The organism is Paraburkholderia sp. RL18-085-BIA-A (assembly GCF_046027075.1).
Lineage (GTDB): Bacteria > Pseudomonadota > Gammaproteobacteria > Burkholderiales > Burkholderiaceae > Paraburkholderia.
Genome location: NZ_JARESU010000001.1, coordinates 76,530 through 98,331, shown reverse-complemented (window position 1 = coordinate 98,331; position 21,802 = coordinate 76,530). Strand labels below are relative to the sequence as shown.

The window sequence follows — 21,802 nt, the reverse complement described above, 5'->3', positions numbered from 1 at the left end:
GGCAGGAGGGGACAGGTTCTAAACTGGATTGGAGCTAAACGCTACGAGGCGCTGCGCCGCAAAGGCCGCTACGGAAAGCCGGGCAAAGCAGTGAAGCGCAGGCCGCATTATATAGAGTTTTGTTGCACTGCGCCACTATTAGGAAATTTCCGGGCGGAAAAGTTTGCCGGGCGCGCGTGATGGCGATCAGTTCCGACGACGCAGGCCGGGTCGCCGGCCTGATCGCGGGCAAGGTGGCCTCAGGCCGCGGCGCCGCTTTTCAGCAATTCGACCAGTTCGACGTATTGCTGCTTCGCAGCGTCCTGCGCGGTGCCCTTGAGCGCGGCCCACGCGTCGTACTTGTATTTGCCGACGATGTCGGTGAAGCCCGGCTTGTCGCCGTGAACGTCGCCGCGGGTGGCCTGCTTGTAGAGCGCGTAGAGCCGCAGCAGCGTGAGGTTGCCCGGCCGCTCCGGCAACTGCTGGACGTCTTCATGGGCCTGGGCGAATTGGGTGTCGAGGTTTGTCATCGTGGTGGTGCCCGTGGGGCGGGATGAGGTGAGGATCGGCCGACGATCATAGCAACTGGATGCGGCCCCGGGGCCGAGGGCATATTCCAAACAGCGCCCAACAACGCCAATCAGCGACTGCCGGGCTGCGCCACGCCAAACCACATTTGCGCGCGCAGTGCCGATTACAATACGGTCCATGAATCAAACTGTGCTCCTTGCCCTCGATACCTCGACCGAATTCTGTTCGGTAGCGCTTCTGCGCGTCACCGTCGACGCCACCGGCCGGACCGGCGCCGAACCCCGCTGCTGGGTTCGCCACGAGCAGACCGGCGCGGTTTCCAGTACGCGCCTGCTTCCCGCGATCCGCGAACTTTTCGACGAGGCCGGCTTGAGCCTCGCGGACTGCAACGCGATTGCGTTCGGTGCCGGTCCCGGCTCGTTCACCGGCCTGCGCACGGCGACCGGCGTCGCCCAGGGGCTGGCGTTTGGCCTGAACCTGCCGGTCGTGCCGGTCAGCACGCTGCTGGCCTGCGCGGAAAGTGCGCGCCTGCGCGATCCGTCGACGACGCGCGTGCTTGCCGCGCTCGACGCCCGGATGGACGAAATCTATTGGGCCGACTATACGTGGGACGACGTGCAATGCGAATGGCGCACCGTACAGACGGCGTCGCTCGATGTGCCGGAGCGGCTCGTTTTGCCCGATGCGCCTTTTACGCTGGCCGGCAACGCCGCGGCCGTGTTCGGCGCGCGGCTGCCCGCGGTTGCGGCCGCGCGCACGGTCGACAGCGAAGCGCTGCCGCATGCGCTGCCGCTCGCGCACGCGGCGCTGCGCGCGTTTCGCGCCGGCCGCACGGTGCCTGCCGACCAGGCCGCGCCGGAATACGTGCGTGACAAGGTCGCGCAGACCACGGCGGAACGGGTTGCGGAGAAGGCGGAAAAAGCTGCCAGGGCTGAGCAGGCTGGGCGGTCGGAAGCGAACGCGCGGCACTCGACACCTGAGCCGAACACGCATGACGGCGCTCCCCGCGCCGCCCCTCACGGCGAGGGCCGGCAATGAGCGGCGTATTGCTCGCGGACCGCTACATGTCGCCGATGACCGAAGGCGATCTGGACGAGGTCGCCGCGATCGAGAAGATTGCTTATGAGTTTCCGTGGAGCCGGGGCAATTTCGGCGATTCGCTGCGCAACGGCTATTTCGGCATGTGTCTGCGGCACGTGACCGGTACGCTGATCGGCTACTGCGTGCTGATGCCGGTGGTCGACGAAATGCATCTGCTCAATTTATGTGTGGCGCCCAGCGCGCAAGGCGCCGGCGCCGGCCTTGCGCTGCTGCGCGAGGCGGTGCGCATTACGCGCGCCGAAAAACTCGACGGCCTGCTGCTTGAAGTGCGGCCGTCGAATCATCGGGCGATCCGGCTCTACGAACGTTTCGGCTTTACGTCGATCGGCCGGCGCAAAAATTATTATCCGGCGCGGCATCGCAGCCGGGAGGACGCCATCGTGATGCGTTTCTCGTTTGCCACGGAGGGCGCAGATGGCGCTGCATGACTCGGTAATGGAAGAGTTCGGACTCGCGCCGCTGTGGGTGCGTCGGGGAATGGCCGCGCAGCAACCGGTCGAAGAAGCGGGTGCCGGGCAGGGCGCCGATCCGCTAGCCGGGCAGCCAGTGCGTCGTGACGATGCGCGCGGCGCGGCGGCAAAGGCAGGCGGTCTTACGCAGGACCTCCAGCGGCCCGCGTTTCGTGCCAGTGAGAGCCGGCAAGCGGATGCTGCGCCGACGCAGCGCGAGCGCCACGCCCCTGTTCGCGACGGACAAGCGACATCGTCGGCCGGGGCAGCCGGGCGGTTTGATGAACGTGAAGCATCGGTGCGTACGAGCGAGCCGTCGCGCTCCGCGCAAGACGGCGAGCGCGACGAGCGTCGTGCGCAGCCTGCGCAGGGCCACATGGCGCAAGCGCGCCAGGAGCGCATGCAAGCCCCTGTTGACGCGCCTGAGCCACAAACGCAGCGCGAACCGGCGCGGCATTCCCAGCCCCCGCAGCAATCCCAGCCCGAGCCGGAGGAGCAACCCGCGAATCGCCACTCCCGCGCCGCCGAGCCCCCCGCATTCGACGCAGCCCCCGACGACGATCTCGCGTGGTTCGACGACTCGCCCGCTCCCCCGCCGTCGGAAGCGGGCCGCGACACGCCCCAACTGCCTGCCATCCACACGCTCGACTGGGATGCGTTGAGCGAGCGCGTCTCTACCTGCCGACTTTGCCGTCTGTGCGAGAAGCGCACCAACACCGTATTCGGCGTCGGCGATCGCAGCGCCGACTGGATGCTGATCGGCGAAGCGCCCGGCGAGAACGAGGACCGTCTCGGCGAGCCGTTCGTCGGCCAGGCCGGCAAGCTGCTCGACAACATGCTGCGTTCGCTGACGCTCGCACGCGACACCAACGTCTACATTGCGAACGTGATCAAATGCCGCCCGCCCGGCAACCGCAATCCGGAGCCGGACGAAGTCGCGCGTTGCGAGCCCTATCTGCAACGCCAGGTGTCGCTGGTCAAGCCGAAGCTGATCGTCGCGCTCGGGCGTTTCGCCGCGCAGAGTCTGCTGAAGACCGACGCGAGCATTTCGTCGCTGCGCGGCCGCGTGCACGAATACGAGGGCGTGCCGGTAGTCGTCACCTATCACCCGGCGTATCTGCTGCGCAGCCTGCCCGACAAGGCGAAGGCCTGGGCCGACCTGTGCCTCGCGCGCGAAACATGGCGCGCGTCCGGCGGCGCGCCGTCGGACGCGGCGAAGTGATCGGTGATGGCCGCTGATGAACCGGCGGCGCGCGTCGCTCCCGACGCGCCCGATACTCAAGCCGCGTTGCGCGCTACGCCGCTCGATGACTTGCTCGACACGTTGCGCGATGCTGCCGTGCGCGATCTGGCGTGGCTGCTGCTGAGCGCCGATCTGCTACGTCCGCAGCCACCGCTGGGCGCACTCGCGAATCCGTTCGACACCCCCGAGGCACTGCAGGCAACCATCGACTGGCTGCGCGCACTCGACGCCGCGCCGGCCCCGTTGCATAGCGACCTCGCGGCGCCGCGCATCGCGCGTCTTGGCCGATACGCCGAACGGCTGCTCGGTTGGTTTCTGCAACACGGACCGGCTCCGCGGCTCGTCGCGGCGAGCGTGCCGTTGCGGCGCGCGGGCGTCACGCTCGGCGAATGCGATTTTCTCGTGCAGACGCGCGAGGGCGCGCGGTTGCATTGGGAGCTGGCGGTGAAGTGCTACCTGCATGCGGGCGACGGGCGCGCGCAGTTGGCAGACTATGTCGGTCCGAATCTGAAAGACCGCTTCGATCTCAAGCTCGCGCATCTGTTGAACCACCAGTTGCCGTTGAGCGCGCGCGAAGAGTTCGCGTCGGTCGGCTATGCGGGGCCGTGGACGCCGCAGATGTTCATCAAGGGCTGGCTGTTTTACCGGCACGGCGAGACGCCGATGGACCCCGTCGAACTCGATCCGGCGCATGGCCGTGGCTGGTGGGTCACGCGCGGCGATTGGCCGGCTTTCGCAGCGGCGCATGCGCCGAAGTGGCGGTTGCTGCCGCGGCTGGAATGGCTCGCGCCTAGGCGCGCGGAGCACGAAGGGATGCAGGAAGTGAAGCAGGCCGGCGAGCAATTCGACACCGCCGTCACGAGACCGCGTTACGTCGACGCGCAAACACTCGCCGCGCAGATATCACATCAACATGGACCAACGATGGTCGCCGCTTTTGCCGAGGACAGCGCCGGCTATTTGATCGAACGCTCGCGCGGCTTCATCGTGCCCGACGAGTGGCCCGAGCAGGCGCGGAACTACGCGCGGCAGTAACGGTGCAGCAAGCAGCCGGACGGCAATGCCTTCTTCGCGTCGCCGTCTGATGCAACGGCTCAACGCCCATCCCCAGCTTCACCACCACCGATAAAAATGATGCACCGGCCCGACGCCGCTACCGACGTCGAGTCGATCGCTCGCCTGCAGCGCGCCGGTCAGATAAAGCTTCGCGTCGGCCACCGCGCTCGCCAGATCGTCCCGTTGCGGAATCAGCGCCGCGATCGCCGACGACAGCGTGCAGCCCGTCCCATGCGTGTTCTTCACCGGCACGCGTGGGCCGCCCAGACGCAGCGTGCCGCTGTCCTGCACCAGCCAGTCCGGACTGTCAGCCGCGCTCAGATGGCCGCCCTTCATCAGTACCGCGCGTGCGCCGAGCGCGCGCAGCGCTTCGCCCTGTTCGACCATGCCGGCTTCATCCGCGGCGGGCTGAACGCCGAGCAGCGCCGCGGCTTCCGGCAGATTGGGCGTCAGCACGTCGGCGAGCGGCAGCAGCTCATCGCGCACCACCGCGACCGCATCGGGCAGCAGCAACGCATGGTTGCTCTTCGAGATCATCACCGTGTCGAGCACGATGTACTTCGGCTTGTGACGGCGCAGCGCGTCGGCAACCGCACGAGCGATAGGTGCGTTCGCAAGCATGCCGATCTTTACCGCGTCGATGCGGATATCGTCGAACACCGCGTCGAGTTGCGCGGTGATGAAGTCCGGGTCCGGCGCATGAATCGCGGTCACGCCGCGCGTGTTCTGCGCGGTCAGCGCGGTGATCACGCTCGCGCCATACGCGCCGAGCGCCGAGAAAGCCTTCAGATCGGCCTGAATGCCGGCGCCGCCGCCGGAGTCGGAACCGGCGATCGTCAGCACATTGGGAATCGGTTGAGTCATGGTCAAGCGAGGAGGAAGGAAGGCGCGGGCACGCGGTTCGAATGCGGCCCGCGCAGGTCAGTGCTTGGCTTCGCCGATCAGCGCGACCGAGTCGAACGCCCGCTGGTTCGCCTGATGGCGCCGCATCACGAACCACATCATCACGCACACGAAGGTGCCGAACAGCACGATCACCGTGGTGACCGGCACGTCGAGCCACACCAGTACCGCGTACAGACACAGCATGACGAGCACCGAGAGATTTTCGTTGAAGTTCTGCACAGCGATCGAGTGACCCGCCGACAGCAGCACGTGGCCGCGATGTTGCAGCAATGCATTCATCGGCACAACGAAAAAGCCCGACAGGCCGCCGACCACCATCAGGAAGATGTACGCGAAGATCAGATAGCCCGGCACATGCATGCGGCCGAAATAGATGCCCCAGTGCGCGGGGAACAGGTCGCGCGTGTAGAACGCCATCAGCATCACGGCGATCCCCATCATGATGCCGACCGGCAGCACAGACAGCGACTTCTTCAACGGCACGCGCGAGGCCGCGAAGATCGCGCCGGCCGCCACGCCGACGGCCACCACCGCCTGCAGGATCGCCGCCTCGGACAGCGACATGCTGAGCGACACTTCAGCCCACTTCAGCACGATGAATTGCAGCGTCGCGCCGGCGCCCCAGAACAGCGTGGTGACCGCGAGCGAAATCTGGCCGAGCTTGTCGCGCCACAGCACGAGGAAGCAGTCGGCGAAATCGGTGATGAGCTTGATCGGGCCGCGCTCCTGTTTCGGGTAGCGCGCGCCGGTGTCGGGAATGCGCAGATTGAACAGCGCCGCGATGATGTAGATCCCCATGATCACGAGCATCGCCGCTTCTGCCGGCGTGTTGACCGTGGGGATGTGCACCCGCAGGATCGGCGCGGCGATGTGCGGACTGATCAACGCGCCGCCGAGCACCGTGCCCAGAATGATCGAGCCCACCGTGGTGCCCTCGATCCAGCCGTTCGCGGCGACCAGTCGGTCAGGCGGCAGCAGTTCGGTGAGGATGCCGTATTTGGCGGGCGAGTAGGCCGCCGCGCCGAAGCCGACGATGCCGTACGCAAGAAGCGGATGCGCGCCGACCAGCATCGTGATGCAGCCGACCACCTTGATGGTGTTGGTGATGAACATCACGCGTCCTTTCGGACGGGAGTCGGCGAAAGCGCCCACGAACGCGGCGAGCACGACGTACGACAGCACAAAAAACAGCTTGAGCAGCGGCGTCATCCAGTTCGGGGCGTGAAGATCTTTCAGCAGTGCAATAGCAGCGATCAGAAGCGCATTGTCGGCCAGCGACGAAAAAAACTGCGCGGCCATGATGGTGTAAAAACCTTTTTTCATCTGATGCGATGCTGTCCTCGCTGCGGTCTGTCCGCTCCGGTCGTTTGTAATGCGTCCGGGCTTATGCCGTTCGAAATGGGTTGTGCGCACGGCTTTATATCACGAAAATAGCTGGATTCGGACTAGCAGAATCCTTGATCGCACCGCCCAGCGGGCTGCCGAGCGTTGAAAACGCCCAGTAAGCCGCTGATTCGCAAGCGTCTTTACGAAAATATCCCATGCCGCGCCCCCTCTCAGCCACGATTCACACCGCCGTACTCGCCAATAATCTTGCCGTCGCGCGCCGCTATGCGCCGAAATCCAAAATCTGGGCCGTCGTCAAGGCGAATGCTTATGGACATGGCCTCGCGCGCGCGTTTCCGGGTTTGCGCACAACTGACGGCTTTGGTTTGCTGGACCTCGAAGAGGCCGTTAAGTTGCGTGAATTGGGCTGGGCCGGGCCGATTCTTCTGCTCGAAGGCTTCTTTCGTCCGACCGATATCGATGTGATCGACCGCTACAGCCTCACCACCGCGCTGCATTCGGACGAACAGTTGCGCATGCTGGAAATGGCGCGTCTGTCGAAACCCGTCAATATCCAGTTGAAGATGAACACCGGGATGAACCGGCTCGGCTACACGGTGGAAAAATTCCGCGCCGCGTGGGAGCGGGCGCGCGCCTGCCAGGGCGTCGGTCAGATCACCTTGATGACGCACTTTTCGGATGCCGACGGCGAGCGCGGCATCGCTTATCAGATGGAAGCATTCGAGCGCGGTGCGCAAGGCATTGCCGGCGCGCGCAGCCTCGCCAATTCGGCGGCCACGCTGTGGCATCCCGGCGCGCATTTCGACTGGGTGCGCCCGGGCATCATGCTGTACGGCGCGTCGCCGTCGGGCGTGACGGCGGCGATCGAAGGCACCGGGCTGCAGCCGGCGATGACGCTCGCATCGGAACTGATCGCGGTGCAAATGCTCAGTGAAGGCAGCACGGTCGGCTACGGTTCGGCGTTCAAGGCGCGCGGGCCGATGCGCATCGGCGTGGTCGCGTGCGGCTACGCGGACGGCTACCCGCGGGTCGCGCCGGAAGGCACGCCGGTGATCGTCGACGGCGTGCGCACGCGGGTCGTCGGGCGCGTGTCGATGGACATGCTCACCGTCGACCTGACGCCAGTGCCCACCGCCAACATCGGCTCGCGGGTCGAGTTGTGGGGCAGCGCGCTGCCGATCGACGACGTCGCGCAGGCGTGCGGCACGATCGGCTATGAGCTGATGTGCGCGGTGGCCCCGCGCGTGCCGGTGCGCGCAGAGTAGTAGTGCGTAGCGCAAGCTGCTGCTGGTTTGCAGTTTGCGATGCGCGGCGCGGGTCGTCGGATGGCAAGCCGCTTCGCTTTTCGCCTGGCTTGCCGGTGCGCTTCTCGCGAGGTTCGCTGCGTCGCTCCGCGCACCGCTCTTCATCGCGCCAGCGTTTGCCGGTCCTCAGCGACACGCCCCTCACCCGCATCAATCCCCGGAACAGCAACACAGGCAATTACGCGTGGCTAAACCCAAAACGTTGTACATCTGCAGTGAATGCGGCGGGCAATCGCCGAAATGGGCCGGCCAGTGCCCGTCATGCAACACGTGGAACACGCTGGTCGAATCGGTGGCGGAAACGCCGTCCACGCACCGCTTCCAGTCGCTCGCGAAGAGCGCCCCGGTACGCCGTCTGGCCGATATCGACGCATCCGACGTGCCGCGTTTCTCCACCGGCGTCAGCGAATTCGACCGCGTGCTCGGCGGCGGTCTGGTGCCGGGCGGCGTGGTGCTGATCGGCGGCGATCCGGGCATCGGCAAATCGACGCTGCTCCTGCAATCGCTCGCGGAAATCGCCGCCGACAAACGCGCGCTCTATATCAGCGGCGAAGAGTCGGCCGCGCAGATTGCGTTGCGCGCGCAACGGCTTTCGTTGCTGGAGCCGGGTTCGAAGGCGAGCGAGCTGCAGTTGCTCGCGGAAATCCAGCTCGAAAAAATCCAGGCGACGATCGCCGACCAGCGGCCCGATGTCGCCGTGATCGACTCGATCCAGACGGTCTATTCCGACGCGCTGACTTCCGCGCCGGGCTCGGTCGCGCAGGTGCGCGAGTGCGCGGCGCAATTGACGCGCATCGCCAAGCAGTCGGGCACCACCATCATCATGGTCGGCCACGTGACCAAGGAAGGCGCGCTGGCGGGGCCGCGCGTGCTCGAGCACATCGTCGACACAGTGCTGTACTTCGAAGGCGACACGCACTCGTCGTACCGTCTCGTGCGCGCGATCAAGAACCGCTTCGGCGCGGTCAACGAACTCGGTGTGTTCGCGATGACCGAGCGCGGCCTGCGCGGCGTGGCCAATCCGTCGGCGCTGTTTCTGTCGCAGCACGAGCAGTCGGTGCCGGGCTCGTGCGTGCTGGTGACGCAGGAGGGCACGCGGCCGCTGCTGGTCGAAGTGCAGGCGCTGGTGGACGCGGCCAATGCGCCGAATCCGCGCCGGCTGGCGGTCGGCCTGGAGCAGAACCGGCTGGCGATGCTGCTCGCCGTGCTGCATCGGCACGCGGGGATCGCGTGCTTCGATCAGGACGTGTTTCTGAACGCGGTCGGCGGCGTGAAGATCACCGAACCCGCCGCCGATCTGGCCGTGCTGCTCGCGATCCACTCGTCGATGCGCAACAAGCCGCTGCCCAAGGGGCTGGTGGTGTTCGGCGAAGTGGGCCTCGCCGGCGAGATCCGGCCGTCGCCGCGGGGTCAGGAACGGCTGAAGGAAGCGGCCAAACTGGGCTTCTCGGTTGCGGTCATTCCGAAGGCCAATGCGCCGAAACAGCCGATCGAAGGCTTACAGGTCGTTGCGGTCGAACGGATCGAACAGGCCATCGATCGGGTCCGCACGCTCGAATAGACGGGGCTGCGGCGCCTGCGGGCCGTCAGTGCGCTGTAACGTCCCGTAAATATATTCATATCGGCTGTAACCTGAATGGCATTCCTTTTTCCTAAGCTGCAAGGGTATGCATCCCTTCCGATGCCCGAAAAAGGATCGCGCCTTGAAAGAGTCATATGAAACCCTGGCCGAGCGGCCGATACAGATGCGTGGCTGCCGTGTGTCAGCACCGATCCGCCAGCCGTGGGGCGGCGCTTGCCGGATTGTCGAGTGGATCGACACGGCGGGGCAGATATCGCGGCGGGTGGTGGCCGAAGACGCCACGGCCGCCGAGGTGCGCGCCACGATCAACCGTCACGTGGAAGGCCGCAAGCACCTGCTGTACGACGACGAAAAGACGCCGCGCCAGACATTGCCGCGGCGCTGAGTCAGCTGAGCGGATCGTCGCTGTCGGTTTCACTCGCATTTTCACTCGCGCTCGCTGCCGCATACCCCTGCGGATTGAACAGCGGATGCCGCGCGGCTTCAGCCGCCGTCAGCACCGGCGACACACAGCAGTCGAGCGGCTCCAGCAGCACCACCCAGTCTTCCAGCGCCCGCGTGCCGATCACGTCGGCCAGCTCCTGCGTAAGCGCGACGGCATCCGGGCCGCCGATCGCCTGGCCGAGGCTCCAGTGGCGCGTCGCCCACTCGGGCCGGTCGAGCGACATGCACAGCGTTTCCCAGAACTTCAATTCGAGCGCGCCCACCGCGAGCCAGCGGTGATCGAGCGTGCGGTACAGGTTGTAGCAGGGCACGCCACCGTTCAGCAGGCCGGCGCCCGCAGCCGGCGCGGCGCCTTCATTGGCCAGTGCGACCTGCGCGACGACGTTGTGCGCGTAGGTGACATGCGCCATCGACACGTCGACGAAGCGGCCTTCGCCGCCGCGCGACACATGCCATAACGCGGCGAGAATCTGCGTGACCGCGCTCAACGCGCCGCCGAGCAGGTCGGCGATCTGGAAGTTCGGCACGATCGGCGTGCCGTCGCGGCTTGCCAACTGATCGAGCACGCCCGCATAACCGATGTAGTTCAGGTCGTGGCCGGCGTAATCCGCCAACGGGCCGCTCGCGCCATAGCCGCTGATCGCGCAGTAGACGAGCCGCGGGTTGTCCGCGCGCAGCGTCGCGTAGTCGAGGCCGAGCCGCTCCATCACGCCTGGACGGAAACTCTCGATCAGCACGTCCGCTTGCGCCGCGAGCGCACGCAGCACATTGCGTCCCGCGTCGGATTTGAGGTCGAGGCGCGTCTCGCGCTTGCCGCGATTCACGAGCCGGTAGAACGCGCCGGGCCGCCCGGCCACACGGTCTGCCGACGACTGCATCATCGTGCGGGTAGGATCGCCCGCGCCGGGCGCTTCGATTTTCAGCACGTCGGCGCCGAGTTCGGCGAGCCGCAGCGCGGCCACCGGGCCTGGCAGCAGGCGCGTCAGGTCGAGTACGCGCAGCCCTTGCAGCGCGGGCGGCGGCGCAATGGACGAAGCGGACGAAGCCGGCGCTGCGGCCGATGACACGGATGATGATGTCGCTAAAGACAAAGCCAACCTCCCGCCGGTGCCGGCGCGGACCGCAAACAGCGTGCCGCTAGCCGATTTGTTCGAGTTCCTCGTGAGTCTCGAGCCATTCGGCTTCGAGCGTTTCGAGGCGCGCGTTCACATCTGCCTGACGGCGGATCGCCTCCGTCAGCCTGTTTTTCTGCTCGGGCTCATAGCTTGCCGGATCGACGACGAACGCATCCAGCTTCGCCTTCTCCGCATTGAGCGCGTCCATTTCCTTTTCGATCTTCGTGATGCGGCTTTGCAGCGGCTTTTTCAGGTGCGCGAGCTTCTGCCGCGTTTCCGCTTCGAGGCGGCGCTGCTCCTTGCGATTCACGCCGTTATCCGCGCCGCTGTCCGCGCCATTGACCGCCGCGCCCGCTTTGAGCGCCGCGCGCTGCTCGGCCGCGTGTTGCAGCAGCCAGTCGCGATAGTCGTCGAGATCGCCGTCGAACTCCGTCAGACGGTGTTTGGCGACCAGCATGAACTGATCGGTGGTGGCACGCAGCAGATGCCGGTCATGCGACACGAGAATCAGCGTGCCTTCGAATTGTGCGAGCGCCATGGTCAGCGCGTGACGCGTTTCGAGATCCAGGTGGTTGGTCGGCTCGTCGAGCAGCAGCAGGTTCGGCTTCTGCCAGATGATCAGCGCGAGCGCGAGGCGCGCCTTTTCGCCGCCGGAGAAGGGCGCGATCTTCGACGTCGCCATCTCGCCGGAAAAGTTGAAGCTGCCGAGGAAGTCGCGCAGCTCCTGTTCGCGCGTGTCTGGCGCGAGTCGTGCGAGGTGCTGCAGCGGCGTGTCGTCCGCGCGCAGCGTTTCGAGCTGATGCTGCGCGAAGTAGCCGATGCGCAGGCCCTTGCCTTCGCGCACGTGACCGCCGAGCGCTTCGAGCGTGCCGGCCAGCGTTTTGATCAATGTCGATTTGCCTTGGCCGTTGGCGCCGAGCAGGCCGATGCGCTGACCGTTCTGGATCGACAGCATCACGTGATCGACGATCGGAATCTCGACGCCTTCGTCGCCTTCGCTGCGGTAGCCGCAACGCACGTCTTCCATCACCATCATCGGATTCGGCGCCGAATCGGGCGCACGGAACTCGAACGTGAACGGCGACGCCGCATGCGCGGGCGCGATCAGCTCCATCTTTTCGAGCGCCTTCACGCGGCTTTGCGCCTGGCGTGCCTTGGTGGCCTGCGCCTTGAAGCGGTTGATGTAGCTCTGCAGATGCGCGACCGTGCGCTGCTGCTTGTCGTACGCGCTCTGCTGCAGCGCGATCTGCTGCGCGCGCAGCACTTCGAACTGCGAGTAGTTGCCGCCGTAACGCTTGATCTGCTGCTGCTCCAGATGCAGCGTGACGTTGCAGACCGAATCGAGGAATTCGCGGTCGTGCGAGATCACGATCAGCGTGCCGGCATAGCGATGCAGCCAGTCTTCGAGCCAGACGATCGCGTCGAGATCCAGGTGGTTGGTCGGTTCGTCGAGCAGCAGCAGGTCGGAGCGGCACATCAGCGCTTGCGCGAGATTCAGCCGCATGCGCCAGCCGCCCGAAAAGCTGCTGACCGGCTCGCGCGTTTGGTCGAGCGTGAAGCCGAGGCCGAGCAGCAATGCTTCGGCGCGCGCGGGCGCGGTGTAGCCGTCGGCGTCCGCGAACGCGGCGTGCGCCTCGCCTTCGGCCGCGCCGTCGTGCGCGGCGGAAGCGGCGGCGATGCGCGCTTCGATCGCGCGCAACGCGGCGTCGCCGTCGAGCGTGTAGTCGAGCGCGGTCTTGTCCGCGGCGGGCGTTTCCTGCGCGACGTGGGCGATGCGCCACGTGGGCGGAATGGAAAAGTCGCCCCCGTCCGCATGCAGTTCGCCGAGCAGCACGGCAAACAGCGTCGACTTGCCCGCGCCGTTCGCCCCCACGAGGCCGGCCTTTTCGCCGGGGTTCAGGGTGAAGGTGGTGTTGTCGAAGAGCGGCTTGGTGCCGCGCGCGAGGCTGAACTGATTAAAGCGGATCACGAAGAGGCCGGCTGAGGAAAACCGCTATTTTAGACTGCCCGGACCGGCGCCGGGCGGTCAGTGGGGATCGGCCAATCGGCCGACTGTTGCGGCGCGGCTTTTGGCATAGACTGACGGCTTTCACACGGGGGGAGCACATGACATCGATTTATTCGTTTTCGGCACGCACGCTCGGCGGCGAACAGGTGAGTCTCGCGCCGTATCAAGGCAAGGTCCTGCTGATCGTCAACACGGCGAGCGAATGCGGATTCACGCCGCAGTACGCGGGCCTGCAGAAACTGTATGACACCTACGCGGCGCGCGGGCTCGCGGTGCTCGGTTTCCCATGCAACCAGTTCGGCAAACAGGAGCCGGGCGACGCCGCGCAGATCGGCAGTTTCTGCGAGAAAAATTACGGCGTGACTTTCCCGATGTTCGACAAGATCGACGTGAACGGGCCGAACGCACATCCGCTGTTCCGCTATCTGACGGGCGAGGCGCCGGGCTTGCTGGGCCTCGAGGCGATCAAGTGGAATTTCACCAAGTTTCTGATCGGCCGTGACGGCAACGTCGTGAAACGCTATGCGCCGCTCACCAAGCCCGAGGTGATCACAGGGGATATCGAAAAGCTGCTGTGACGCGACGCCTACAAGATCGGCGAGAAGAGCCGCGCCACGTGCATCAGCACACGCCGCAGCGCGCTTGCCCGCCGGTACTCGTTGCGGTCGATTTCGAGTGACTCGGCGAAATCGTTCAGCAGCATCGTTTCGACTTCCTGCGCAAAGCCGCGGTCCACGGTCAGCACCATGATCTCGAAGTTCAACCGGAACGAACGGTTGTCGAGATTGGCGCTGCCGATCGCGGCCGCCACACTGTCGATCAGCACGACCTTCTGATGCAGGAAGCCCGGCTGGTAGCGGAAGATGCGGATACCCGCGCGCAGCGAGTCGTACGCATAGAGCTTCGAGGCGGCGAACACCACCCGGTGATCGCGCCGGCTCGGAATCAGAATGCGCACGTCGACGCCGCGCAGCACCGCGAGCCGCAGCGCCGAGAACACCGCTTCGTCGGGCACGAGGTACGGCGTGGTGATCCAGATCCGCTCGCGCGCCGCGTTGATCGCTTCGACGAAAAAGAGCGAACAGGTCTCCTGCTTGTCGGCGGGGCCGCTCGGCATCACGAGGCAGTGCATGCCATGGCCGTCGGGCTGGTTGTCTGGCTGATCGTTCGGGTGATGGGCCGGCGCGGCGGGCGGCATGTCCAAATCGGGCAACTGCTGCGTGGCCCAGTACCAGTCTTCGGTGAACACGAACTGGATGCTGGCGACCGCCGGGCCGCGCACCTCGATGTGCGTATCGCGCCACGGCGACAACGGCGGCCTGCCGCCGAGATATTCGACGCCGATGTTATGGCCGCCGACAAACGCGCGCTCGCCATCCACTGACACGATCTTGCGGTGATTACGGAAGTTCAGTTGCAGACGGTTGACGAAACGCCGATTGGTGGCGAACGGATTCATCTCCACGCCGCCTGCGCGCAGCGCCGCGACGTAGCGATGCGGCAGATCGAAGCTGCCGATGCTGTCGTACAGGAAGTACACGCGCACGCCTTGCTGCGCCTTGGCGATCAGCGCGTCTTTGAACATCTCGCCGAGCGCATCGTCGCGCACGATGAAAAACTGCACGATCACGTAGCGGCGGGCGTTCTCGATCGCGTCGAAAATAGCCTCGAAGGTTGCCGCGCCATTCACGAGCGTGCGCACGGCGTTGCCTGGCAGGAACGGCATGCCGCCCAGACGCGTGAGCGAGTGCACGAGCCTCACGCCGAGCTGCTGCGTGGGCAGCCCTGCCGACGACGCCTGGCTGTCCCATTCCGGCGGATGCGCGCGCGTGCGCAGCAGTTCGTTTTCGACGCGGCGCGCGTCCGCATAGCCGGCGAACTTGCTACGGCCGAGGAACAGGTAGGGCACCAGCGTCAGATAAGGCATCGCGACCAGCGACACGGCCCACGCGATTGCGCCTTGCGAGGTGCGGGTGTTGAGAATCGCGTGGCATGCTGCGATCACCCCGAGAATGTGGGCGAGGGCGACCAGCGGGGCGACGTGAAGCAGGTCGAATGGCATAAGCTCGCGAAGAGTTGGCGAAGCGCCGCGCTTTAGAAGCGGGTGCGGATGGCTAACTGGAGCGCGGGAGTCGAGGGCCGCGGGTTCAATAAGCGCAGGCTCAAGCGGTACAGACTCCCGCAACGCCGCGCTTATGAAGCGCAGCTTCAATTACCACACTTCAAGCAGGGCAGACCCCAGCGATTGTCCATGCTAAAACCCAGCGCCTTCAAACAGCTGCGCGTAGCCGACTCGCGTCGAAAGCGCGCTCAAACGCAACACGCGCGACTCCTGCAGATACCTGCCGCGCGCACCGCGTCATCCAGCAAAAGATCAAACCGGCAGATCCGCCGCCTGAATCAGGAACACGTTGTCATCGCCTGCGCTGGTCGACATCCACACCAGATCGAGCCCGCCGAACGCCGCTTCCACATGCGCGCGCTCATTGCCGATCTCAACTACCAGCACGCCGTTTTCCGTCAGCCAGTTGCGCGCGTCGGCGATGATCCGGCGCACGACGTCCATGCCGTCGGCACCGCCCGCCAGCGCCATGTCCGGTTCATGTTTGTATTCGGCGGGCAATTCCTGCATCGACGCCGCGTTCACGTAAGGCGGATTGCTGATGATCACGTCGTAGCGGCGTTCGGCGAGCGGCGCATACAGGTCGCCTTCGAACAGTGCGATGCGGTCCTCAAGCTTGTAGTCCGACACGTTGCGCGTGGCGACTTCGAGCGCGGGCCCCGACAGGTCCACTGCGTCGACATCCGCGTTCGGGAACGCGTGCGCCGCGAGAATCGCGAGGCAGCCGGAGCCGGTGCACAGCTCGAGCACGGCGCTCACCTGCTCGGGGTCTTCCACATATGGCTGCAAGCCGTCCTGCAGCAGTTCACCGATGAACGAACGCGGCACGATCACGCGCTCGTCCACGTGAAAGCGGAAGCCGTGCATCCACGCTTCCTGCGTGATGTACGCGGCCGGCACGCGTTCGGCGGCGCGCCGCTCGATCACGTTCAGCACGGCGTCGATTTCGGCTGCGCTCAAGCGCGCGTCGAGGAACGGCTCCAGCAGATCGAGCGGCAGATGCAGCGTGTGCAGGATCAGATAGGCGGCTTCGTCGTAGGCGTTGGCCGAGCCGTGACCGAACGACAGCTCGGCCTGGTTGAAGCGCGACACCGCAAAACGCAGCAAGTCGCGAACAGTGCAAAACGGGAGCGTCATCGCAAATAGTCCTTGGTCAGGCGATCAGTTGTTCGAGCACGCGGCGGTACACGTTCTTCAGCGGCTCGATGTGTGCGACTTCGATATGTTCGTCGATCTTGTGAATGCTCGCGTTCAGCGGGCCGAATTCGATCACCTGCTTGCAGATGCGCGCGATGAAGCGGCCGTCAGACGTGCCGCCGGTGGTCGACAGTTCGGTGGTGACGCCGGTCTCGTCCTTGATCGCCTGCGCGAGCGCATTCGACAGATCGCCGCGCGGCGTCAGGAACGGCAGGCCGCTCACGGTCCACTGCAGATCGTACTCAAGCCCGTGTTTGTCGAGGATCGCATGCACGCGCGCCTGCAAACCTTCCACCGTGCTGGCCGTCGAGAAGCGGAAGTTGAACATGACGTCCGCGTGGCCGGGGATCACGTTGGTCGCGCCGGTGCCGCTGTGCAGGTTCGACACTTGCCACGTGGTGGGCGGGAAGTATTCGTTGCCGTCGTCCCAGCGAACGGCGACCAGTTCGGCCAGCGCGGGCGCGAGCACGTGTACCGGATTCTTCGCCAGATGCGGATACGCGATGTGGCCTTGCACGCCCTTGACGACCAGCTTGCCCGACATCGAGCCGCGCCGGCCGTTCTTCACCATGTCGCCGAACCGCGCGCTCGAAGTCGGCTCACCGACGATGCAGTAATCCATGCGCTCGCCGCGCGCCTGCAACGCTTCGACCACCTTGACGGTGCCGTCGGTGGCCGGGCCTTCTTCGTCGCTCGTGATCAGGAAAGCGATCGAGCCGCGATGCGCGGGGTGCGCCGCGACGAATTCCTCGCTCGCCACCACGAAGCCGGCGATCGACGCCTTCATGTCCGCAGCGCCACGGCCGTACAGCTTGCCGTCGCGTTGCGTGGGCTCGAACGGCGCCGAATGCCATTGTTCGAGCGGACCGGTCGGCACCACGTCGGTATGGCCGGCGAACGCGAGCAGCTTGCCGCGCGCGCCGTCGACGCCGCGTTTGACGGCCCACAGGTTGGTCACGCCGTTCGATTCGATCGTCTCGTGCTCGAAGCCGAGCGCGGACAGGCGTTCGATCAGGAGGCGCTGGCAATGCTGGTCGTCGGGCGTGACGGACGCGCGCGAGATCAGTTGTTCGGTAAGGGCGAGGGTGCCGGACATGGATTCAGTACAAGCCACTTTGAAATGAAAAAATGCCGGCTGGCGGTTGGACACCGCAGCCGGCAACAGCTGTTGATGCACGCGGCGAGGCCGCGTTTGCTCTCTTACTTTTGTTGCTGGTTGCGTTCGGTTGGGGCACCGGAGCGCGGGTTCAGTTCCGCGCGCCTCAATCTCAAACTCACGCAAACAGCGCCGCGTACTCGTCCGCGGAAAAACCGAGCGACTTGACCCGCCCATTGACCACCAGCACCGGACGCTTGATTACCGACGGCTTGTGGATCATCAACGCGATCGCGCCCGGCTGCGTTTCGGCGGCCGCCTTCATGTCGTCGGACAGACCGCGCCACGTGGTGCCGCGGCGATTCAGCAACGCGTCGAGCTTCACGTCCTTGAGCCAGTCCTGCACGAGCGGCTCGGTCACGCCGGCCTTCTTGAAGTCGTGAAACTCGAACTCGACGCCGTGCTCTGCCAGCCACACGCGGGCTTTCTTCACGGTGTCGCAGTTCGGGATGCCGTAAACGACGGTTTTGGTGCCGCGCGCCATCAATCGCCTCGCAGCAGCTCGTTCAGGCCGACCTTCGCGCGGGTCTTCGCGTCCACCTTCTTGACGATCACCGCGCAGTACAGGCTGTGCGAGCCGTCCTTCGACGGCAGGTTGCCCGCCACCACCACCGAGCCCGCCGGAATGCGGCCGTAGCTGACTTCGCCGGTTTCGCGGTCGTAAATCTTGGTGCTCTGGCCGAGGTACACGCCCATCGAGATCACCGAGTTCTCTTCGACGATCACGCCTTCGACCACTTCCGAACGCGCACCGATGAAGCAGTTGTCTTCGATGATGACCGGGTTGGCCTGCAGCGGCTCCAGCACGCCGCCGATGCCAACGCCGCCCGACAGGTGCACGTTCTTACCGATCTGCGCGCACGAACCGACGGTGGCCCACGTGTCGACCATCGTGCCTTCGTCGACGTAGGCGCCGATGTTGGTGTACGACGGCATCAGCACGACGTTCTTCGCGATGAACGAGCCGCGGCGCGCGATGGCGGGCGGCACCACGCGGAAGCCGCCCGCCGCGAAGTCTTCAGCGGTGTAGTTGGCGAACTTCGACGGTACCTTGTCGTAAAACTGGCTATAACCGCCGGCCGGCATCGGTGCGTTGTCTTCGAGGCGGAACGACAGCAGCACGGCTTTCTTCAGCCATTGATTGACGACCCAGTCGCCGTCCTTCTTTTCGGCGACGCGCAGCGCGCCCTTGTCCAGTTGCTCGATTGCATGGGCGACGGCTTCGCGCACTTCGGCCGGAGCGGCCTTCGGCGACAGTTCGGCGCGGTTTTCCCAGGCGGTGTCAATGATCTGCTGAAGTTGTTGCGACATATGCGTGCTTTTCTGAAGAGTAGAAGTCTGAAGAAGGGGATGCTGCGCGCGGCGTTCGCCTGAACTTCGCGAAACTGCCTCGCCGATTTTAGCTAGCGAGCGCGCGGCAAAAATCGACGATCCGCTGCGCGCCCTCGGTGCATTCGTCGACGTCGGCGACCAGCGCGAGGCGCACGAAATTGCGGCCGGGGTTCACGCCGTGCGCGGTACGCGCGAGGAACGAGCCCGGCAGAACCGTCACATTATAGTCGGCACGCAGGCGCTGGGCGAACTCGGTGTCCGTGAGGCCGGTGCGCGAGACGTTCGCCCACAGGTAGAACGCCGCGTCCGGCAGGCGCACGTCGAGCACGTCGGCGAGCATCGGTGTGACGGTGGAAAACTTCTGCAGGTACTTCGCGCGGTTTTCGCGCACGTGCGCTTCGTCGTTCCAGGCCGCGATGCTGGCGCTCTGGAACACCGTCGACAACGCCGCGCCGTGGTAGGTGCGGTACAGCAGGAAGGCCTTTAGGATCGCCGGGTCGCCGGCGACGAAGCCCGAGCGCATGCCGGGCACGTTCGAACGCTTGGACAGGCTCGACAGCATGACCAGACGCTCGAAGCCGCGGCCCAGCTTGTACGCGGCTTCGAGGCCGCCGAGCGGGGGATGCGCTTCGTCGAAATAGATCTCGGAGTAGCACTCGTCCGATGCGATCACGAAACCGTAGCGGTCCGACAGCGCGAACAGCTCGCGCCAGTCGTCGAGCGTGAGCACCGCGCCGGTCGGGTTGCCCGGCGAGCAGACGTACAGCAGTTGCGTGCGGGCCCAGATGTCGGTCGGCACCGCCGCGTAGTCGCATGCGAAGTTGCGCGCCGGGTCGCTATTGACGAAGTACGGCTGCGCGCCGCCGAGAAGCGCCGCGCCCTCGTAGATTTGGTAGAACGGGTTCGGACAGAGTACGATCGCAGGCTCGCTGCCCGCGTTGCGCTGCGGGTCGAGCACTGTCTGCGCGAGCGCGAACAGCGCCTCGCGTGAGCCCGCTACCGGCAGCACCTCGGTGGCCGGATCGATGGACGGCAGGCCGTAGCGCTGCTTGACCCACTGCGCGATCGACTCTCGCAGCGCCGGCATGCCGAGCGTGGCCGGATACGTGGCGAGGCCGCCGAGCGATGCGATCACGGCGTCGCGGATCAGTGCCGGCGTCGGATGTTTCGGCTCGCCGATGCCAAAGCTGATATGAGCGAGGCCAGCGGGCGGCGTGACGTCCTCGAAAAGCACGCGCAGCTTTTCGAACGGATAGGGCTGTAGGGAATCGAGTAGCGGGTTCACGGGGCGGATCGAGCCTGATCGAAGATGGGCGCAGACGGACGCTGGAAGAAGCCGGGCACGCGTGCCGGCGGCAAAGCGCGTCGACTGCGCTGGGCAGACCGGCCGGCAACGGCGGCGAGCGGGTGATTATAGCGTGGCCCGCATTAGCGTGGCGCGTGGGGCATGGAGGGCAACGTGGCACGGAGGGCGCGGCGGCACAGCCTGGCGGCCTTGGCAGACAGTGGCAGATAGCGGCAGCCACGCGTGACCAGACAATCGAGGACCGCGCCGCCAATGAAGGACCCACTGGAAAGACACAGCGCGCCGTGATGCACCGGCGCAACCCGCCAGGCGGCGCATGGAAAGCGTTGCAGCGGGAACGACGCGAACCGCGGACGGTTCGCGAAAAAGAGGCAGGAGCAGCAATGTACGCAGCAGTCCCGGAGACAGTCGGGCAGAGCGGGCCGAAGCCCGCCGCAGCCCGCGATGGCAACAACATCACAAGCAACCTCATAAGCACCGTCGCGGGCCACACCGCAAACACTCTTGCGAAAAACATCGCCAGCAATCCCGCACACCCCTCAAGAAGGAGCGCCGCGCGATGAACAACTGGCTTCGCAAGGGCTGGCCGACGCTCGCGATCATGATGGGCGCATCGGTATGGGGAATGATCTGGTATCCGCTGCGCATGCTGGCGGCCCTCGGCGTCACCGGTACGGCGGCCAGCGCGCTGACGAGCGGCGCCGGCTGTCTGTTCGTGCTGCTGGTGCGCCGTCGCGCGATCAAAACCGTGAGCTGGCACTGGCTGCTGCCGGCGCTCGCGCTGGCGGCGGGCATCACCAACCTCGGCTTCGTGTGGGGCTCGATCCACGGCCGGGTGATGCGTGTGCTGCTGCTGTTCTATCTCACCCCCGCATGGACCGCGCTGTTTGCGCACTTCATCCTGCATGAACGGCTGACCTGGTCGGGCGCGGCACTCGCGGCGCTGTCGCTGGCCGGCGCGATGACCATGCTGTGGTCGCCCCGGCTCGGCATTCCCATGCCCGGCAATCTCGCGGAATGGGCGGGCCTCGCGGGCGGCATGGGCTTCGCGATGAGCAACGTGCTGATCCTCAAGACGAGCCGCGTGCTGCCGGACATGAAGCCGGAAATGCGCACCGCGGTGATCTTCGGCGGCGCGGCGATCTTCGGCGTGTGCGCGTCGCTGTTCGAAGCGATGCCCGCGCCGCCCACCGGCGCGCATCTCGGCACCGCCGCGTTGCTCGTGCTCGGCCTCGGTCTGCTGCTGGCGTCGAACAATATGCTGGTGCAGTACGGCCTCGCACGCGTGCCGGCCAACCGGGCGTCGATCATCATGCTGTTCGAGCTCGTGGTCACCGCGTTGTCCGCGTGGCTGTTCGCCGGTGAGACGCCGGGCCCGCGCGAATGGGCCGGCGGCGTGTGCATCGTGCTGGCTTCGGCGTTATCCAGTTGGGTGCACCGGAGCAAAGTCTTGCCGCCCGATCCATCCACGGAGGACGTGAGCGTCGCGGACGAGCCCGCGCCCGGCAGCAACGGTGGCGCAGGCAACGGCGACGGCACCGGCGGGAACGGCCGAAACGACCGTAAGGGCGGTAAGAATCGTCCACGTGCGATGGTATGATTGCCCCTCATTAGCCGACGCATG

The 21,802-nt window shown here is 65.8% G+C and carries 20 protein-coding genes; 9 read left to right on the top strand and 11 right to left on the bottom strand.

Features of this window, described 5'->3' with window-relative positions; genetic code table 11:
* Window positions 1–239: 239 nt before the first annotated feature.
* Window positions 240–509: an acyl-CoA-binding protein gene (locus P0D89_RS00425; RefSeq protein WP_408357018.1), complete on the bottom strand. Its 270-nt coding sequence runs from the start codon at window positions 507–509 to the stop codon at window positions 240–242.
* Window positions 510–687: 178 nt separating this feature from the next.
* Here P0D89_RS00425 and tsaB point away from each other — a divergent pair, with 178 nt between their 5' ends.
* Genes tsaB through P0D89_RS00405 form a run of 4 tightly spaced genes read left to right on the top strand, consistent with a single transcriptional unit; the run spans window position 688 to window position 4,338 of the window.
* Window positions 688–1,548, top strand: a complete 861-nt coding sequence (tsaB, locus tag P0D89_RS00420; protein ID WP_408356919.1) for a tRNA (adenosine(37)-N6)-threonylcarbamoyltransferase complex dimerization subunit type 1 TsaB — start codon at window positions 688–690, stop codon at window positions 1,546–1,548.
* On the top strand, window positions 1,545–2,039 hold the full coding sequence (rimI, locus tag P0D89_RS00415; protein WP_408356917.1) for a ribosomal protein S18-alanine N-acetyltransferase: 495 nt from the start codon (window positions 1,545–1,547) through the stop codon (window positions 2,037–2,039). The genes tsaB and rimI overlap by 4 nt, the downstream gene beginning before the upstream one ends.
* Window positions 2,026–3,282, top strand: a complete 1,257-nt coding sequence (locus tag P0D89_RS00410; RefSeq protein ID WP_408356915.1) for a uracil-DNA glycosylase family protein — start codon at window positions 2,026–2,028, stop codon at window positions 3,280–3,282. Before rimI ends, P0D89_RS00410 begins: the two co-directional genes overlap by 14 nt.
* Window positions 3,283–3,288: 6 nt before the next feature.
* Window positions 3,289–4,338 (top strand): DUF1853 family protein, encoded by a 1,050-nt coding sequence (locus tag P0D89_RS00405; RefSeq protein ID WP_408356913.1) that lies wholly within the window; start codon window positions 3,289–3,291, stop codon window positions 4,336–4,338.
* Window positions 4,339–4,416: 78 nt separating this feature from the next.
* Here the strand turns inward: P0D89_RS00405 and thiD are convergent, their stop codons facing one another.
* Complete coding sequence (thiD, locus tag P0D89_RS00400) at window positions 4,417–5,223, bottom strand: bifunctional hydroxymethylpyrimidine kinase/phosphomethylpyrimidine kinase (protein WP_408356911.1); 807 nt, start codon at window positions 5,221–5,223, stop codon at window positions 4,417–4,419.
* Window positions 5,224–5,280: 57 nt separating this feature from the next.
* On the bottom strand, window positions 5,281–6,588 hold the full coding sequence (gene lplT / locus P0D89_RS00395; RefSeq protein WP_408356909.1) for a lysophospholipid transporter LplT: 1,308 nt from the start codon (window positions 6,586–6,588) through the stop codon (window positions 5,281–5,283).
* Between the two features lie 218 nt (window positions 6,589–6,806).
* Here lplT and alr point away from each other — a divergent pair, with 218 nt between their 5' ends.
* From alr to P0D89_RS00380, 3 genes are all read left to right on the top strand, one after another.
* The gene (gene alr, locus P0D89_RS00390) at window positions 6,807–7,877 is read left to right on the top strand and encodes an alanine racemase (RefSeq protein ID WP_408356907.1); all 1,071 of its coding nucleotides are present in this window, start codon (window positions 6,807–6,809) and stop codon (window positions 7,875–7,877) included.
* A gap of 223 nt (window positions 7,878–8,100) precedes the next feature.
* Window positions 8,101–9,477: a DNA repair protein RadA gene (radA, locus tag P0D89_RS00385; protein ID WP_408356905.1), complete on the top strand. Its 1,377-nt coding sequence runs from the start codon at window positions 8,101–8,103 to the stop codon at window positions 9,475–9,477.
* A gap of 142 nt (window positions 9,478–9,619) precedes the next feature.
* On the top strand, window positions 9,620–9,883 hold the full coding sequence (locus P0D89_RS00380) for a DUF2866 domain-containing protein (RefSeq protein ID WP_408356903.1): 264 nt from the start codon (window positions 9,620–9,622) through the stop codon (window positions 9,881–9,883).
* A 1-nt stretch (window position 9,884) separates the two neighbouring features.
* Here the strand turns inward: P0D89_RS00380 and P0D89_RS00375 are convergent, their stop codons facing one another.
* Together P0D89_RS00375 and P0D89_RS00370 are read right to left on the bottom strand one after the other, a co-directional pair.
* Window positions 9,885–10,952: a CaiB/BaiF CoA transferase family protein gene (locus tag P0D89_RS00375; RefSeq protein WP_408357016.1), complete on the bottom strand. Its 1,068-nt coding sequence runs from the start codon at window positions 10,950–10,952 to the stop codon at window positions 9,885–9,887.
* Between the two features lie 127 nt (window positions 10,953–11,079).
* Window positions 11,080–13,026, bottom strand: coding sequence for an ATP-binding cassette domain-containing protein (locus P0D89_RS00370; protein WP_408356901.1), 1,947 nt, complete (start codon window positions 13,024–13,026; stop codon window positions 11,080–11,082).
* Between the two features lie 137 nt (window positions 13,027–13,163).
* On the opposite strand from P0D89_RS00370, the gene P0D89_RS00365 reads away from it, so the two are divergent.
* The gene (locus P0D89_RS00365; protein WP_408356899.1) at window positions 13,164–13,643 is read left to right on the top strand and encodes a glutathione peroxidase; all 480 of its coding nucleotides are present in this window, start codon (window positions 13,164–13,166) and stop codon (window positions 13,641–13,643) included.
* 8 nt (window positions 13,644–13,651) lie between these two features.
* Here the strand turns inward: P0D89_RS00365 and cls are convergent, their stop codons facing one another.
* From cls to dapC, 6 genes are all read right to left on the bottom strand, one after another.
* A complete protein-coding gene (gene cls, locus P0D89_RS00360; protein ID WP_408356897.1) occupies window positions 13,652–15,127 on the bottom strand; it encodes a cardiolipin synthase in 1,476 nt (491 codons plus the stop codon).
* 312 nt (window positions 15,128–15,439) lie between these two features.
* Window positions 15,440–16,324, bottom strand: a complete 885-nt coding sequence (gene prmB, locus P0D89_RS00355; RefSeq protein WP_408356895.1) for a 50S ribosomal protein L3 N(5)-glutamine methyltransferase — start codon at window positions 16,322–16,324, stop codon at window positions 15,440–15,442.
* Window positions 16,325–16,340: 16 nt separating this feature from the next.
* Window positions 16,341–17,480, bottom strand: a complete 1,140-nt coding sequence (dapE, locus tag P0D89_RS00350) for a succinyl-diaminopimelate desuccinylase (RefSeq protein ID WP_408356893.1) — start codon at window positions 17,478–17,480, stop codon at window positions 16,341–16,343.
* A 178-nt stretch (window positions 17,481–17,658) separates the two neighbouring features.
* The gene (locus tag P0D89_RS00345; protein ID WP_408356891.1) at window positions 17,659–18,024 is read right to left on the bottom strand and encodes an ArsC family reductase; all 366 of its coding nucleotides are present in this window, start codon (window positions 18,022–18,024) and stop codon (window positions 17,659–17,661) included.
* A complete protein-coding gene (dapD, locus tag P0D89_RS00340) occupies window positions 18,024–18,851 on the bottom strand; it encodes a 2,3,4,5-tetrahydropyridine-2,6-dicarboxylate N-succinyltransferase (protein ID WP_408356889.1) in 828 nt (275 codons plus the stop codon). Before dapD ends, P0D89_RS00345 begins: the two co-directional genes overlap by 1 nt.
* Before the next feature lie 88 nt (window positions 18,852–18,939).
* Complete coding sequence (gene dapC, locus P0D89_RS00335; RefSeq protein ID WP_408356887.1) at window positions 18,940–20,157, bottom strand: succinyldiaminopimelate transaminase; 1,218 nt, start codon at window positions 20,155–20,157, stop codon at window positions 18,940–18,942.
* A gap of 580 nt (window positions 20,158–20,737) precedes the next feature.
* On the opposite strand from dapC, the gene P0D89_RS00330 reads away from it, so the two are divergent.
* Window positions 20,738–21,778 carry a DMT family transporter gene (locus P0D89_RS00330; protein WP_408356885.1) on the top strand — a complete coding sequence of 347 codons (1,041 nt, stop codon included), beginning with the start codon at window positions 20,738–20,740 and terminating at the stop codon, window positions 21,776–21,778.
* Window positions 21,779–21,802 lie beyond the last annotated feature (24 nt).